Consider the following 15,305-nt stretch of genomic DNA (forward strand, 5'->3'; position numbering starts at 1 on the left):
GGCCTGCGTGGGAGCATGGGTAGCGTGGGGGCGCGCGCCACGAGCGCGCACACGGCAGCCGCGCGCGACCGGCGCGCAGAGGAGGAGTGCTTGATGTCCAACCGCTTTGACGTCGTCGTGCTGGGCGCCGGACCCGGCGGGTACGTCGCCGCCATCCGTGCCGCGCAGCTGGGCAAGAGCGTCGCGATCATCGAGGAGAAGTACTGGGGCGGCGTGTGCCTCAACGTCGGCTGCATCCCCTCGAAGGCGCTGCTGCGCAACGCCGAGCTCGCGAACATCTACGCGCACGACGCGAAGAAGTTCGGCATCAGCGGCGAGGTCTCGTTCGACTACGGCGTGGCCCACAGCCGCTCGCGCGACGTGGCCAACGGCCGCGTCCAGGGCATCCACTACCTCACCAAGAAGAACAAGATCACCGAATTCGAGGGCCGCGGCACCTTCACCGGCCCGAACGCCATCGAGGTCACCCTGAGCAAGGGCGGCACCGAGACGATCGAGTTCGAGAACGTCATCATCGCGACCGGTTCGCGCGTGCGCATGCTGCCCGGCGTCGAGAAGAGCCAGAACGTCGTGACGTACGAGGAGCAGATCCTCGATGCGGACCTGCCCGGCTCGATGGTCATCGTCGGCGCCGGCGCGATCGGCATGGAGTTCGGCTACGTCCTCAACGCGTACGGCGTCGACGTGACGATCATCGAGTTCCTCGACCGCGCGCTCCCCAACGAGGACGCCGAGGTCTCCAAGGAGATCGCCAAGGCGTACAAGAAGCTCGGCATCAAGGTGCTCACCGGCACCGGCGTCAAGACGGTCACCGACAACGGCTCGGACGTCACGGTCACCTACGCGGCCAACAACGGGGGCGACGAGCAGTCGCTCACCGTCGACCGCGTCATGGTCTCGGTCGGCTTCGCGCCGAACGTCGAGGGCTTCGGCCTGGAGAAGACCGGCGTCGAGCTGACCGACCGCGGCGCGATCGCGATCGACGACCACATGCGCACCAACGTCGAGCACATCTACGCGATCGGCGACGTCACGTCCAAGCTGCAGCTGGCGCACGTCGCCGAGGCGCAGGGCGTCGTCGCGGCCGAGACGCTGGCCGGCGCCGAGACCATGACGCTCGGCGACTACCGCATGATGCCGCGCGCCACGTTCTGCTCGCCGCAGGTCGCCTCGTTCGGCCTCACCGAGCAGCAGGCCAAGGACGAGGGCTACGACGTCAAGGTCACCAAGTTTCCGTTCACCGCGAACGGCAAGGCCCACGGCCTCGGCGACGCGGTCGGCTTCGTCAAGATCATCGCCGACGCCAAGCACCTGGAGCTGCTCGGCGCCCACATGATCGGCCCGGACGTCTCGGAGCTGCTGCCCGAGATGACGCTGGCCCAGAAGTGGGACCTCGGCGCGCTCGAGCTGGCCCGCAACGTCCACACCCACCCGACGCTGAGCGAGGCCCTGCAGGAGGGCTTCCACGGCCTCGCGGGACACATGATCAACTTCTGATCCCCGTCACGAGGGCCCCGCGACCGACCCGGTCGCGGGGCCCTCGTGCGTCCGGCTCACACCCGGGCGAGGAGGGCGTCGACGTCGGCGAGCAGGCGCTCGCGCAGGACGTTGGCCCGCTCGCTGAAGCCGCGCTGCCGGCGGACGTACTCGGCCTTGCCCTCAGGGGTCTCGACCGGCAGCGGCTCGTAGCCGAACGCGGTGAGGTCGTAGGGGGAGGCCTCCATGTCGGTCGTCCGGATCTCGCGCGCCAGCTCGAAGCAGTCCAGCACGACGGTCGCCTCGACGAACGGCAGCAGCCGGTGGGCGACCTTGTACAGGTCCATGTTGGCGTGCAGGCAGCCCGGCTGCTCGTGCTCGAGCTGGTTCTCGCGCGTGAGCTGCACGGGGTTGCGCGGCGCCGCGGCGGAGGTGAAGAAGCGGAACGCGTCGGTGTGCGTGCAGGCGAGCTGGTGGGACTCCACGACGTCCGCCGTGCCGTCGGCGCCGAGTCGCAGCGGGTGCGGGTGCCGCGGGGCGTCGGTGCGGTAGACCATCGCCCACTCGTGCATCCCGAAGCAGCCGAAGCGTCCCGGACGTGACGCGGTGCGCGACAGCAGCTCGCGCGTCCAGGTGAGTCCGCGCAGGCGCTTGGCCAGGCGGGCCGGGTCAGCCGTGACGCGCCCGTCGCCGAGGTCGAGGTAGGCACCCAGCGCCGCATACTCCGCGGTGGCCGGCCCCTCAAGGACGACGTCGAGCCCCGGGTGCCAGCGGGCGAGCTTGGACGGCGCGAGGTCGTAGTAGTCGAACAGGAAGTCCTCGACCGGGTGCTTCTCGCCCCGGTCGCGCCGCTCGAGGTGGGGGAGCGTCCACCGCTCGGCCCGTTCGCGGTGCGCCTGCGCACGGGGCAGCCACACGTCCTGCGGCAGCACGGTCAGCGTCTCGGGCACGTGCTCCATGGTCCCACGTCCGGCGAGCCGCTCACCCACCCGCTGAGCGTGACGTTCTGTACGCGACACGCCGTGCGAGGCGTGCACAACGTCACTCCCAGCGCGAACCGGAACCGACGTCAGGCGCGGCAGGTGGAGCAGGTGCCGAAGATCTCCAGCGTGTGGGAGACGTCGGCGTAGCCGTGCGCGGCGGCGACCGAGTCGGCCCAGCGCTCGACGGTCGGGCCCTCGACCTCGACGGTGCGACCGCACTGGCGGCACACCAGGTGGTGGTGGTGCCCGGTGCTGCAGCGGCGGAACCGGGTCTCGCCGTCGTCGGCGCGCAGGGCGTCGAGCTCCTCGGCGTCCACGAGTGCCTGCAGCGTGCGGTAGACGGTCGACAGGCCGACCGACTCGCCGCGCTGCGACAGGACGTCGTGGATCTCGCGGGCGCTCGCGAAGCCGTCCAGGTCGTCCAGGATGGCGGTCACAGCGCGACGCTGGCGGGTGTTGCGGGGGATCTCAGGCATCGGCCACCTCCGGGGTGCGACGGCCCCGGACGAGCAGCACGCCGGTGCGCAGCAGCGCGGCGACGAGGAAGCTGGCCAGGGCGAGCAGGACGATCGTGGGTCCGGGCTGGGTGTCGACCTCGTAGCTGACGACGACGCCGGAGACGGCCGCGAGCAGGCCGAGGCCCATCGCGGCGACGTGGGTCGAGCGGAAGCTGCGGGTCAGCTGCTGGGCGGTCGCGACGGGCACGACCATGAGCGCGGAGACGAGCAGCAGGCCGACCGTGCGCATCGCGACCGTGATGGTCACGGCGGCCAGCACGGCGATGAGGATGCTGTAGAAGCGCACCGGCAGGCCGCTGACCCGGGCGTGCGCCTCGTCCTGGCAGACCGCGAACAGCTGCGGGCGCAGCCCCACGGCGAGCACCAGGACGACGACGCCGAGCGCGGCGACCAGCCACAGGTCGGACTCCGAGATCGTCACGATCGAGCCGAACAGGTAGGAGTTGAGCGCGGCGCCGCTCTCGCCGGCCAGGCCGGCGAGCAGCACGCCACCGGCGATGCCGCCGTAGAACAGCAGCGCCAGCACGACGTCGCCGGGCGTCTTGCTCCAGGCGCGCAGCGCCTCGACCAGGATCGCGCCCAGCACGGCCACGACCACGGCCGTGACGAGCGGGGCGACGTTGGTCAGCAGGCCGAGCGCGACGCCGGTCAGGGCGACGTGGCCGAGGCCGTCACCGAGCAGCGAGAGCCGCCGCTGCACCAGGTAGGTGCCGATGGCCGGCGCGGTGAGGCCGGTGAACAGCGCGGCGACGAGGGCCATGCGCATGAACGGGTAGTCGAGCAGCTCGAGCATCACCAGACCCCCTTCGTGGGCACGACGTCGGCCGGGTCGACCACCTTGGGGTGGGCGTGGTGCGCGTGGTCGTGGTGCATGTCGTCGCGGACGCCCCCGCAGGACCCGTCGTAGACGACGTGGCCGTCACGCAGGACGACGGCCCGGTCGACGTACGGCTCGACCGGGCCGAGGTCGTGGGCGACCAGCAGCACCGCGGTGCCGGACGCCGTGAGCTCGCCGACGAGCTCGGCGATCGCGGCGGTGTGGTGCCGGTCGACGCCTGCGGTGGGCTCGTCCATGACCAGCAGCTCGGGCTCGCCGGCCAGGGCGCGTGCGATGAGGACGCGCTGGTGCTGGCCGCCGGAGAGCTCGGCCACCGGACGCCGGCTGAGCTCGGCCATGCCGACCTGCTCGATGGCCCGCTGGGCCGCCGCGCGGTCGGTGCGTCCCGGACGGGTCATGAGCCGGCGCCGCGAGAGGCGTCCGCTCAGCACGACCTCGGTGACGGTGGCCGGGACGCCGGGCGCCGCGCCGGAGCGCTGCGGGACGTAGCCGAGGCGCGCGTGGTCGTGGAAGCGCGACAGCGGCGTGCCGAACAGCTCGACCGAGCCGCCGGAGGCGGGCAGCAGGCCGACCGCGGTCTTGACCAGGGTCGACTTGCCCGAGCCGTTCGCGCCCAGGAGCGCGACGAGCTCGCCGGAGCCGACCGTGAGGTCGACGCCGGCGAGCACCGGGCGGCCGTCGAGGCGGACGTCGAGCCCGCGGACGACGAGGGGTTCGGCAGTGGTCATGCGCACCCGTTGGCGGTGGCCAGTGCGTCGAGGTTGGCATCCATGATGGTCAGGTACGTCTCCTGGGAGGTCTCGTCCGACAGCCCCTCGAGCGGGTCGAGCACGGCCGTCTCGGCACCAGTCTGCCGTGCCACCGTCTCGGCCACGGCAGGGCTCACCAGTCGCTCGGTGAAGATCGTCGTCACGCCCTCCTCCTTGACCTCGTCGGAGATGGCCGCGAGCTGGGCCGCGCTCGGCTCGTTGGAGGGGTCGATGCCGGCGATCGAGATCTGCTCCAGGTCGTACTTGTGGGCCAGGTAGGCGAAGGCCGCGTGGCTGGTGACGATGGTGCGGCGCTCGCACTTCGCGAGGGTGGTGGTGAACCGCTGGTCGAGGTCGGTCAGCTGACCGGTGACGGCCTCGGCGTTGGCCGCGTACGCGTCGGCGTGGTCGGGATCGACCTCCGACAGGTGGTCGGCGACCGCCGCGACGACCTTCTCCATGTTGGTCGGGTCGAGCCACAGGTGCGGGTCGGTGTCGCCGTGGTCGTGGCCCTCGTGCCCCTCCTCGGCGTGGTCGTGGCCCTCTTCCTCCTCGTGGGCGTGCTCGTCGCCCTCCTCGGCGTGCGAGTGGGTGTGCGCACCCTCCGGGGCGTCGAGCATCTCGACGGTCTCGGCGACGTCCAGCGTCGTGCCCTCGTCGCGGCCGGCACGCTCGACGGCGTCGTCGACGGCGGCCTGGAACTGGCGCTGGTAGATCACCAGGTCCGCGTCCTGCACGGAGGCGACCTGCTTGGCCGTGAGCTCCAGGTCGTGGGCCTCGACGCCGGGGGAGGTGAGGCTGGAGACGTCCACCAGGTCGCCGCCGACCTGCTCGGCCGCCCAGGCGTACGGGTAGAAGGCCGCCACGACCTCGGGCTTGCCGCTGTCGGAGCCGGAGCCGCCGCACGCGGTCAGGACGAGGGCGAGGGCGGGCACGGCCAGGAGGGCGGAACGTCTCATGAGAACCATTCTCACTCGTTCTGGGAACGGTTGTCAAAAAGCCCGCGGGTGGCGCCGGTCACGCGGCGCTCCCCGGGTCCGCTCGCCGGGGCGTGCCGAGTATCGTGAGGCTTCCTCGGGCGCGGGACGTCACGACGTCCCGCCGGGCAGCCGCCCACCCGCCGACACCCAGCCGGAACGGAGCTCCACCCATGGCCTCGACCATCGACACCGTCATCTCCCTCGCGAAGCGACGCGGGTTCGTCTACCAGTGCGGCGAGATCTACGGCGGCACCAAGAGCGCCTGGGACTACGGGCCGCTGGGTGTCGAGCTCAAGGACAACATCAAGCGTCAGTGGTGGCGCACGATGGTCCAGAGCCGCGAGGACGTCGTGGGCCTGGACTCCTCGGTCATCCTGCCGACCGCCGTGTGGGAGGCCTCGGGCCACCTCGCCGCGTTCGTCGACCCGCTCGTCGAGTGCCTCAACTGCCACAAGCGCTACCGCCAGGACCACCTGCAGGAGGCCTACGCGGAGAAGAAGGGCATCGACGACCCCGACTCCGTCTCGATGGACCTCATCGTCTGCGCCGCCTGCGGCACCAAGGGCGCCTGGACCGAGCCGCGCATGTTCAACGGGCTGCTCAAGACCTTCCTCGGCCCGGTCGAGAGCGAGGAGGGCCTGCACTTCCTGCGTCCGGAGACCGCCCAGGGCATCTTCGTGAACTTCGCCCAGGTCATGACGTCCTCGCGCAAGAAGCCGCCGTTCGGCATCGGCCAGATCGGCAAGAGCTTCCGCAACGAGATCACGCCGGGCAACTTCATCTTCCGCACCCGTGAGTTCGAGCAGATGGAGATGGAGTTCTTCGTCGAGCCGGGCACCGACGAGGAGTGGCAGGAGTACTGGATGAAGGCCCGCATGGACTGGTACACAAACCTGGGCATCCAGGCCGACAACCTGCGCTTCTACGAGCACCCGGCCGAGAAGCTGTCGCACTACTCCAAGCGCACCGTCGACATCGAGTACCGCTTCCAGTTCGCCGGCTCGGAGTGGGGCGAGCTCGAGGGCATCGCGAACCGCACCGACTTCGACCTGAGCACGCACAGCAAGCACTCCGGCTCGGACCTGTCGTACTTCGACCAGGAGAAGAACGAGCGCTGGACGCCGTATGTCATCGAGCCCGCGGCCGGCGTGAACCGGTCGATGATGGCCTTCCTGGTCGACGCGTACGCCGAGGACGAGGCGCCGAACGCCAAGGGCGGCGTCGACAAGCGCACCGTGCTCAAGCTCGACCCGCGCCTGGCGCCGTACAAGGCCGCCGTGCTCCCGCTGTCGCGCAACGAGAAGCTCACGCCGGCCGCGAAGGACCTCGCCGCCGAGCTGCGCGGCCTGTGGAGCGTCGACTTCGACGACGCCGGCGCGATCGGCCGTCGCTACCGCCGCCAGGACGAGGTCGGCACCCCGTTCTGCATCACCGTCGACTTCGACACGCTGGACGACCAGGCGGTCACCATCCGCGAGCGCGACACGATGGTGCAGGAGCGCGTCGCCCTCTCGCAGGTGACCCAGTGGCTCGGCGCGCGCCTGGTCGGGTGCTGAGCAGCGGTCTTGCATACTGACGCCGTGACCACGAAGCTGCTGCGCCTGGCCGGCGCCGTCCTCGCCGGAACGCTCCTGCTGGGGGCGTGCACCGGCGACGACGAGCCCGCCGAGCCGACGGCGTCCGCCACGACGGCCGGCGTGCCGGAGGGCTTCGCCGTCCCGGACGGCGTCACGATCACCGAGCCCGGCACGACGCTCGCGCCGGGCACGGCGGCGGACGTCGTCTGGGAGCGACCCGAGGCCGATCCCACCGTGCTGAACGTGACCATCAACCGCGTTCGGACGGGCACGATCAAGGACCTGCGCTCGTTCTCGCTAGACGCCCAGACCAAGGCGTCGACGCCGTACTACGTCGACGTCACGGCGACCAACCGCGGGCCCGCGGCGCTGCAGAACGTCCAGGTGCCGCTGCTGGCGCGCGACTCGGGGAACGTGCTGACGCAGCCCAGCCGCATCGTCGGACAGGTGAAGCCGTGCCGCACGAACGCGCTCCCGGCGTCCCTGGCCGTGGGCCAGTCGGCCAAGGCGTGCCTGGTGTACCTGGTGCCGAAGGGCGCCACCCTGCAGTCGGTCGACCTGGTCACCGGCGCGCAGGCCGACGCCGTGCGCTGGCGTCCCGCCGCCTGACGGATTTCGGCCACCGGGCCTCGCCTGGGACAATGGGCGTCATGTCCAGCACGTCGACGCTCCCCGGTCCGCTGCGGCTCGGCGACCTCGAGGTGGAGGTCCCGGTCGTCCTCGCGCCGATGGCGGGGGTCACGAACGTCGCCTTCCGCCAGCTCTGCGCCGAGCAGGGCGCCGGGCTGTACGTGTGCGAGATGATCACGTCCCGCGGCCTGGTCGAGGGTGACCGCACGAGCCGCGCGATGCTCGGCTTCGCCGAGAACGAGAAGTTCCGCTCGGTGCAGCTGTACGGCACCGACCCGCTCTACATCGGCAAGGCCGTGGAGATCCTCTGCGCCGAGCACGGCGTCGACCACGTCGACCTGAACTTCGGCTGCCCCGTCCCCAAGATCACCCGCAAGGGCGGGGGAGCGGCGCTGCCCTGGAAGGACAAGCTGCTCGGCCAGATCCTCACCGCCGCCGTGTCCGCCGCCGCGCCCTACGGCGTCCCGGTGACGATGAAGACCCGCAAGGGTCTGGACGACGAGCACCTGACGTTCCTGGACGCCGGCCGCATCGCGCAGGACACCGGCACCGCCGCCATCGCCCTGCACGGGCGCACCGCGGTGCAGCACTACTCCGGCCACGCCGACTGGAGCGCGATCGCGGAGCTCAAGGCCGCCGTCGACATCCCGGTGCTCGGCAACGGCGACATCTGGGAGGCGTCCGACGCGATCCGTATGGTCGAGGAGACCGGCTGCGACGGCGTCGTCGTCGGGCGCGGCTGCCTCGGACGTCCGTGGCTGTTCCGCGACCTGGCCGCCTCGTTCGCCGGCGAGCAGGTGCGCGCGCTCCCCACGCTGGGCGAGGTCGCCGCCGTCATGCGCCGGCACGCCCAGCTGCTCGGCGACATCATGGGCGAGGAGCGCGGCTGCATCGAGTTCCGCAAGCACGTGGCCTGGTACCTCAAGGGCTTCCGCGCCGGCTCGGACGTGCGCACCCGCCTAGGCACGGTGTCGTCGTACGCCGCCCTCGACGCGCTGCTGGACGAGCTCGACCCGGACGAGGAGTTCCCGGTCGAGGTGCTCGGCACGCCGCGCGGCCGGCAGGGCTCGCCGCGCAAGGTGGTCGTCCCGGACGGCTGGATGGACAGCCGCGAGCTGCGCGGCGAGATCGCGCTCGAGTCCGCCGACGAGGCGTCGGGTGGCTGACGCCGCCGCCGGCTAGACCGGCGGACCGACCACGGGAGCGGGGCGGTCGAGCAGCGGACGCAGGCGCTCGAGCGCCGCGCGGACGTCGGAAGAGTCGAGGTTCTCGGCGTCGGCGAGCAGCGGCCCGGGCGGGGCGTGGACGACGAGCGTCGCCAGCCCGAGCCGGCGCTGCAGCGGTCCCTGGGTGAGGCCGGCCGACTGGATCTTGCGCACCGGTGCCACGTGCGTGACCAGCCGGAAGCGTCCACGCCGGGAGACCAGGACGTGGTCGTCCAGACCGAGCCAGCGGCGCTTCCACTGGAGCGGGTCGAGCGTGCGGGCCTTGCGCGTCGCGGACGTGCGGGGCACGGCCTCGACGTCGACGCCGCCGAGCATGCGCGTCACGAGCGCGAGGGCGTCCGCGCGGGACGCCACGGGGAGCAGCGTGGCGCGGTCCTCGAGCCCGTCGTCGCCGGCCGAGCCCGCCCCGTACCCGGCGACGTCGACCTCCAGGTGGGCCCAGCCGAGCCGGCGCCAGACCATCGGCTCGGCGACGATCAGCCCCTGCACGCGGTCGAGCGGCACGGTCTGCGAGACCCGCGAGAGCAGCCCGCGCTCGATGCGCAACGTGCGTCCGCGGCGCTCCAGCGTGAAGCCCCAGTTCTGCACGATGCGGGTCGTCAGCATCTGGCCGAGCCCCAGCACGACCGGCACGGCGAAGAACACGAACGCCCAGTCCTGCGCCAGGATGCCGCCGACCACGCCGACCGCGAACAGGACGACGGCCGCGAACGTCGTCAGGGCGACGTCCAGCCGGACCAGGGTGCCGAGCACGAGCTGCTTGAGCGGCACGACGATTCGGTCGGTCGCCTCAGCCAGTGCGGGAACGGCCTCGGCGGCGTCGGGGACGTCGGCATGATCGCTCGCGTCCGGCGTGGTGTGGTCCGCCGCGTCGGCGCCGCCGGCGCGCTCGAGCAGCCACGCCCGCATGTGCTGGGCCTCGTGCAGCGGCAGGTACTTCAGGCTCGTGGTCGAGTCCGCGCCGCCGGCGCTCTCGACGTCGAGCTGGGCCAGACCGAGGACGCGGGCCAGGAACGGCTCGGTGACGTCGACGGACTGGATGCGCTCGTACGGCACCCGACGCGACGTGTGCACGAGGATGCCGCTGGTCTGGCGCAGCTCGGTCGTGTCCAGGACGTACCGGGTGAACCACCATCCGGCGGCGGTACCGCCTCCCGCGAGCAGGCCCAGGCCGAGCACGCCGAGCACGGCGGCCCACCACGGCACGTGCCGCACCCACGACTCACCGGTCACGAGCCCGACGATCACGATGCCGGCGAGCCAACGCGCGGCGGTGACTCCCTCGGCGAGCGGGGTCAGCGGGTGGGTCCGGGTGCCCTCGCGCTCAGACACCGGCGCCCCGCTCGCGGACCCGCTCGGTGAGGACGCCGCGCAGCCGCGCCGCCTCGTCCGCCGGCAGGCCCGGCAGCTCGGCCGCGGTGCGCGGGCTGGCGGTGTGGACGGTGAGGGTCGCGATGCCCAGCCGGCGCTGCAGCGGCCCGGCCTCGACGTCGACGTACTGCAGCCGGCCGTAGGGGACGACGGTCATCGAGCGGAACATCACGCCCTCGGTCAGCAGGACCTCGTCGTCGGTCTCCAGGTAGCCGCGGCGGGCGCGACGGCGCTCGGCCAGCGACCAGTCGACGGCCAGGCCGACGAGCGCCACCACGGCGACGGCCCCGCCCAGGACGCGGGCCCAGACCGGCAGCGGGAGCACGGCGACGACGACGCCGGCGACGGCGAACGGAAGCCAGAAGGCCGCAGCCACGACGCGGTCGCGCGTCGCGAGGGCGGGGGAGACGCGCTGCCAGGCGTCCTGGGGCGCGGCGAAGAGGTCGGTCACGCGCTCGACCGTACCGGGCGCGAGCCCGACGCCGTCCAGGTTGACCCTCCGGGCCCTGCGGGGTGATACTGGCAGACGGAGATCGCGCGACCCGCGGCTCCGTCCCACCCCAGGATCCTGCGGAGAAACCACCCATGGCCAAGGCCCTGCTCGGCGCCGTCGGCGCCCCGGCGCACCACCAGTACGAGCTCGCGACCCTGCGTCGCCGCGTCGCCGACCTCCAGGCCGAGGTCGCCCGCCTGCAGTCCGAGAACGACGCGCTCAACGCCGCCCTCAGCGAGCGGGTCGACGCGCTCAACCCCGACGACCTGCTCGAGTCCGTCTCGCACTGACCTCGTCACCGGCCACGACGCGTGGCCGGACCTGCCACGCCCGTCGTTCCGGGGCCACTAGGGTGAACCCACCACCGCCTGGCAGGAGCGTCCGTTGTACTTGAAGAGCCTCACGATCCGTGGGTTCAAGTCGTTCGCGTCCTCGACGACCCTGCAGCTCGAGCCCGGCATCACGGCCGTGGTGGGCCCCAACGGCTCGGGCAAGTCCAACGTCGTCGACGCCCTCGCCTGGGTCATGGGCGAGCAGGGGGCCAAGAGCCTGCGCGGCGGCAAGATGGAGGACGTCATCTTCGCCGGCACGTCCGGGCGCCCGCCGCTGGGCCGCGCCGAGGTCGTGCTCACCATCGACAACACCGACGGCGCGCTGCCGATCGAGTACTCCGAGGTCACGATCTCGCGCACGCTGTTCCGCAACGGCGGCAGCGAGTACGCGATCAACGGCAGCTCGTGCCGTCTGCTGGACGTCCAGGAGCTGCTCAGCGACTCCGGCATCGGCCGCGAGATGCACGTCGTCGTCGGGCAGGGCCAGCTCGACAGCGTCCTGCGCGCCACGCCCGAGGAGCGCCGCGGCTTCGTCGAGGAGGCCGCGGGCGTCCTCAAGCACCGCAAGCGCAAGGAGAAGGCGCTGCGCAAGCTGGAGGCGACCCAGGGCAACCTGACCCGCCTGCAGGACCTGCTCACCGAGCTGCGCCGCCAGCTCAAGCCGCTGGGCCGCCAGGCCGAGGTGGCCCGTCGCGCCGTCGTCATCCAGGCCGACGTCCGCGACGCCCGCGCCCGTCTGCTCGCCGACGACCTGGCCACCGCGCTGGAGCAGCTGCAGACCGAGCTGGCCGACGAGACCGCGCTGCGCGAGCGGCGCAAGGCCGTCGAGGCGGCGATCTCGCAGGCGCGACAGTCCGAGTCCGAGGTCGAGGAGCGGCTCGCCGCCGACTCGCCGGCGCTCTCGGCCGCCCAGGAGACCTGGTACCAGCTGTCCGGCCTGCGCGAGCGCATCCGCGGCACGCTGAACCTGGCTCAGGAGCGCGTCCGCATGGCCACGTCGCAGGCCGAGGACCGGCCGCAGGGTCGCGACCCCGAGGACATCGAGGCCGACGCCGACGAGGTGCAGGCCCGCCTGGACGCGCTGCGCGAGGCGGTCGAGGCCGCGTCCGCCGAGCTCGAGACCGCCGTCTCCGCCCGGGGCGAAGCCGAGACGGCGTACTCGACCGAGGAGCGGCGCATCGCCGGCCTGCTGCGCGCCGCCGCCGACCGGCGCGAGGGCCTGGCCCGGCTGCACGGCCAGGTCAACGCCGCGCAGAGCCGGGTCGACGCGGCCGGTCAGGAGATCGAGCGGCTGGAGGCGGCCCGCGACGAGGCCGCTCAGCGCTCGCGCTCGGCCCAGCAGGAGTACACCGCGCTGGAGTCGACGATCGCCGGGCTGTTCGACGGCGAGGGCGGACTCGACCGCGAGCACGAGGAGGCCGAGACGGCCGCCACCGAGCTGGCCGCCCGGCTGGACGACGTCCGGGCCCGCATCGCCGAGGCCGAGCGCTCGCAGGCCGCACTCACCGCGCGCAAGGACGCGCTGGAGTCCGGCCTCGCCCGCAAGGACGGCGCCGGTGCGCTGCTGGCGGTCAGCGAGCAGGTCGACGGCCTGCTCGGCTCGGTCGCGGCGCTGCTGACGGTGCAGCCCGGGTACGAGAAGGCGGTCGCCGAGGCGCTCGGCACGGCGGCCGACGCGATCGCGGTCGAGGGCGTCGACGGCGCGCTCGGCGCCATGGCCCGGCTCAAGGACGAGGACCTCGGCCGCGCGGGCATGCTGCTCGCCGGCGGTCCGGTCGACGACGCGGCCTGGCCCGGCCTGCCCGACGGCGCGGTCTACGCGCTCGACGTCGTCGAGGCCCCCGAGACGCTGCGCGGCTCGCTGGCCCGGCTGCTGTTCAAGGTCGCCGTGGTCGACGACCTCGACGCCGCCCGCGCGCTCGTCCACGCCGAGGCCGACGTCACCGCCGTCACCCGCGAGGGCGACGTGCTCGGGGCCCACTTCGCGCACGGCGGCTCGGGCAAGCAGCAGAGCCTGCTCGAGGTGCAGGCCGCGATCGAGAAGACGTCCGGCGAGCTCACCGAGGTCACTGCGTCTCTGGAGCGGATGCGCTTCGAGCTCAGCAGCGTCCAGGCCGAGCACGCCGAGGCCGTCGACCGGGTCGAGGCCGCGCTGTCGCGCCTGCACGAGTCCGACGCCGAGGTCGCGGCCGTCGCGTCCAAGCTGGAGCAGCTCGGGGCGACGGTCACGGCGGCGAAGGCGGAGGCCGAGCGGCTCGAGGCCTCGCGCACGCGTGCCGCCGAGGCTCGCGAGAAGGACGAGACGTCGCTCGCCGAGCTGGCCGACCGGCTCGAGCAGGCCGAGTCGGCGCCCGAGGAGGAGCCCGACACCGCCGAGATGGAGCGGCTCGCCGAGCAGGCGTCCACCGCCCGCAAGGCCGAGATGGACGCCCGGCTCGCGCTGCGCACGAACGAGGAGCGGGCCACGTCGCTCGCCAGCCAGGTGACGAGCCTGCGCAAGGCCGCCCAGGCCGAGCGCGAGGCGCGGGCCAAGGCGGCCGAGCGACGCGAGCGGCTGCGCCGGGAGGCGGAGGCCGCCGGTGCCGTCGTCGCGGCGGGGGAGCCGGTGCTGGAGCGGCTGGGCACGTCGATCGACGCGGCGGCCGCCGTCCGGGCCGAGATCGAGGAGGGCCGCCGCGGGCGCGAGCACGAGCTGCGCGACGTCCGGGCCCGCCTGCGCGAGCTCAGCACCGAGCTGGAGACGCTCACGAACGCCGCCCACAAGGACGAGCTGGCCCGCGCCGAGAAGCGGCTGCGCATCGAGGCGCTCAGCCAGCGCGCGCAGGACGAGCTCGGCATCGAGCCCGAGACGCTGATCGCCGAGCTGGGCCCGGACGTCCCGGTGCCGGTGCTCGACGACCCGTCCACCTGGGCGCCGCCGGCCGACCCCGACGCCGAGCCGTCCGCGCCGGCGGACCCCGACGACCCGGAGTCCGAGCCGGCGCCGCGCACCGTGCCGTACGTGCGGGCCGAGCAGGAGAAGCGCCTGCGCCAGGCCGAGAAGAACCTCGCGATGCTGGGCAAGGTGAACCCGCTCGCGCTGGAGGAGTTCAGCGCGCTGGAGGAGCGGCACCAGTTCCTGTCCGACCAGCTCGACGACCTGCGCCGCACCCGCCAGGACCTCATGGAGATCGTCCAGGACGTCGACGTGAAGGTCGAGGAGGTCTTCACCGCCGCCTGGCATGACGTGGAGCGCGAGTTCACCCACGTGTTCAGCCGGCTGTTCCCCGGCGGCGAGGGACGCATCCTGCTGACCGACCCAGACAACATGCTCACCACCGGCATCGACGTCGAGGCGCGCCCGCCGGGCAAGAAGGTGAAGCGGCTCTCGCTGCTGTCGGGCGGCGAGCGCTCGCTCGTGGCCGTGGCGTTCCTGGTGGCGCTGTTCAAGGCGCGGCCGAGCCCGTTCTACATCCTCGACGAGGTCGAAGCGGCGCTCGACGACACCAACCTGGGCCGCCTGCTCGAGATCTACGAGGAGCTGCGCGAGAGCAGCCAGCTGATCGTCATCACGCACCAGAAGCGCACGATGGAGGTCGCGGACGCGCTCTACGGCGTCTCGATGCGCGGCGACGGCGTCTCGGCCGTCATCAGCCAGCGCCTGCGCGAGGAGGAGCCCGCATGAGCGAGCAGAGGACGACGGAGCGACGCCGGGGCGACTACCCGGTGCTGCGCACCATCACGACACGGTGGGAGGACGAGGACGTCTACGGCCACGTCAACAACGTCGTCTACTACTCCTACTTCGACACCGCCGTGAACGGCTACCTGATCGAGGCGACGGGCACCGACACGCGCGAGCTCGACGCGTACGGCGTCGTCGCCGAGACCGGCTGCCGCTACCTGCGCGAGCTGCGCTTCCCCGGCGACGTCCAGGCGGGCCTGGCAGTGACGAAGCTCGGACGTTCGAGCGTCGTCTACGAGATCGGCCTGTTCCAGGGCGACTCGGACGAGCCCGCCGCCGTGGGGAAGTTCGTCCACGTCTACGTCGCCGGCGCCGAGCGCACCGTGACGCCGGTCCCGGACGTCGTCCGCGCCGTGCTCGAGAAGCTGGCGGTCTCGCCAGATTCCTGAACAGGTTGCGGCAGGGCGA

Annotated in this window: 14 protein-coding genes; 7 read left to right on the top strand and 7 right to left on the bottom strand. The window is 72.6% G+C overall.

Annotated elements, in window-relative coordinates; translation table 11 throughout:
- The first annotated feature begins 93 nt into the window (after positions 1-93).
- Positions 94-1,497, top strand: a complete 1,404-nt coding sequence (lpdA, locus tag HGAM_RS09830) for a dihydrolipoyl dehydrogenase (protein ID WP_019145317.1) — start codon at positions 94-96, stop codon at positions 1,495-1,497.
- A gap of 56 nt (positions 1,498-1,553) precedes the next feature.
- On the opposite strand, the gene HGAM_RS09835 is transcribed toward lpdA, so the two are convergent.
- From HGAM_RS09835 to HGAM_RS09855, 5 genes are all read right to left on the bottom strand, one after another.
- Complete coding sequence (locus tag HGAM_RS09835) at positions 1,554-2,435, bottom strand: hypothetical protein (RefSeq protein WP_020691704.1); 882 nt, start codon at positions 2,433-2,435, stop codon at positions 1,554-1,556.
- 110 nt (positions 2,436-2,545) lie between these two features.
- Entirely contained in the window at positions 2,546-2,935 is a 390-nt protein-coding gene (locus HGAM_RS09840) for a Fur family transcriptional regulator (protein WP_020691703.1), read from the bottom strand.
- Positions 2,928-3,770 carry a metal ABC transporter permease gene (locus tag HGAM_RS09845; protein ID WP_038951709.1) on the bottom strand — a complete coding sequence of 281 codons (843 nt, stop codon included), beginning with the start codon at positions 3,768-3,770 and terminating at the stop codon, positions 2,928-2,930. Before HGAM_RS09845 ends, HGAM_RS09840 begins: the two co-directional genes overlap by 8 nt.
- On the bottom strand, positions 3,770-4,543 hold the full coding sequence (locus tag HGAM_RS18695; protein ID WP_019145321.1) for a metal ABC transporter ATP-binding protein: 774 nt from the start codon (positions 4,541-4,543) through the stop codon (positions 3,770-3,772). Before HGAM_RS18695 ends, HGAM_RS09845 begins: the two co-directional genes overlap by 1 nt.
- Positions 4,540-5,523, bottom strand: a complete 984-nt coding sequence (locus tag HGAM_RS09855; protein ID WP_019145322.1) for a metal ABC transporter substrate-binding protein — start codon at positions 5,521-5,523, stop codon at positions 4,540-4,542. Before HGAM_RS09855 ends, HGAM_RS18695 begins: the two co-directional genes overlap by 4 nt.
- 191 nt (positions 5,524-5,714) lie before the next feature.
- On the opposite strand from HGAM_RS09855, the gene HGAM_RS09860 reads away from it, so the two are divergent.
- The 3 genes from HGAM_RS09860 to dusB are packed head-to-tail and all read left to right on the top strand — an operon-like array spanning position 5,715 to position 8,917.
- A complete protein-coding gene (locus tag HGAM_RS09860) occupies positions 5,715-7,100 on the top strand; it encodes a glycine--tRNA ligase (RefSeq protein WP_019145323.1) in 1,386 nt (461 codons plus the stop codon).
- A gap of 24 nt (positions 7,101-7,124) precedes the next feature.
- Entirely contained in the window at positions 7,125-7,730 is a 606-nt protein-coding gene (locus HGAM_RS09865; protein ID WP_019145324.1) for a hypothetical protein, read from the top strand.
- 41 nt (positions 7,731-7,771) lie between these two features.
- On the top strand, positions 7,772-8,917 hold the full coding sequence (dusB, locus tag HGAM_RS09870) for a tRNA dihydrouridine synthase DusB (RefSeq protein WP_019145325.1): 1,146 nt from the start codon (positions 7,772-7,774) through the stop codon (positions 8,915-8,917).
- Positions 8,918-8,929: 12 nt separating this feature from the next.
- Here the strand turns inward: dusB and HGAM_RS09875 are convergent, their stop codons facing one another.
- Entirely contained in the window at positions 8,930-10,309 is a 1,380-nt protein-coding gene (locus HGAM_RS09875; RefSeq protein ID WP_019145326.1) for a PH domain-containing protein, read from the bottom strand.
- On the bottom strand, positions 10,302-10,799 hold the full coding sequence (locus tag HGAM_RS09880; RefSeq protein WP_019145327.1) for a PH domain-containing protein: 498 nt from the start codon (positions 10,797-10,799) through the stop codon (positions 10,302-10,304). The genes HGAM_RS09875 and HGAM_RS09880 overlap by 8 nt, the downstream gene beginning before the upstream one ends.
- Positions 10,800-10,933: 134 nt before the next feature.
- Between HGAM_RS09880 and HGAM_RS09885 the strand changes: the two genes are divergently transcribed.
- From HGAM_RS09885 to HGAM_RS09900, 3 genes are all read left to right on the top strand, one after another.
- Positions 10,934-11,131, top strand: a complete 198-nt coding sequence (locus HGAM_RS09885; RefSeq protein ID WP_019145328.1) for a hypothetical protein — start codon at positions 10,934-10,936, stop codon at positions 11,129-11,131.
- 94 nt (positions 11,132-11,225) lie between these two features.
- Positions 11,226-14,837 carry a chromosome segregation protein SMC gene (gene smc / locus HGAM_RS09895; RefSeq protein WP_019145329.1) on the top strand — a complete coding sequence of 1,204 codons (3,612 nt, stop codon included), beginning with the start codon at positions 11,226-11,228 and terminating at the stop codon, positions 14,835-14,837.
- On the top strand, positions 14,834-15,286 hold the full coding sequence (locus tag HGAM_RS09900) for an acyl-CoA thioesterase (protein WP_019145330.1): 453 nt from the start codon (positions 14,834-14,836) through the stop codon (positions 15,284-15,286). Before smc ends, HGAM_RS09900 begins: the two co-directional genes overlap by 4 nt.
- Positions 15,287-15,305: the final 19 nt, after the last annotated feature.

Source organism: Aeromicrobium massiliense JC14, from assembly GCF_000312105.1.
Taxonomy (GTDB): Bacteria; Actinomycetota; Actinomycetes; order Propionibacteriales; family Nocardioidaceae; genus Aeromicrobium; species Aeromicrobium massiliense.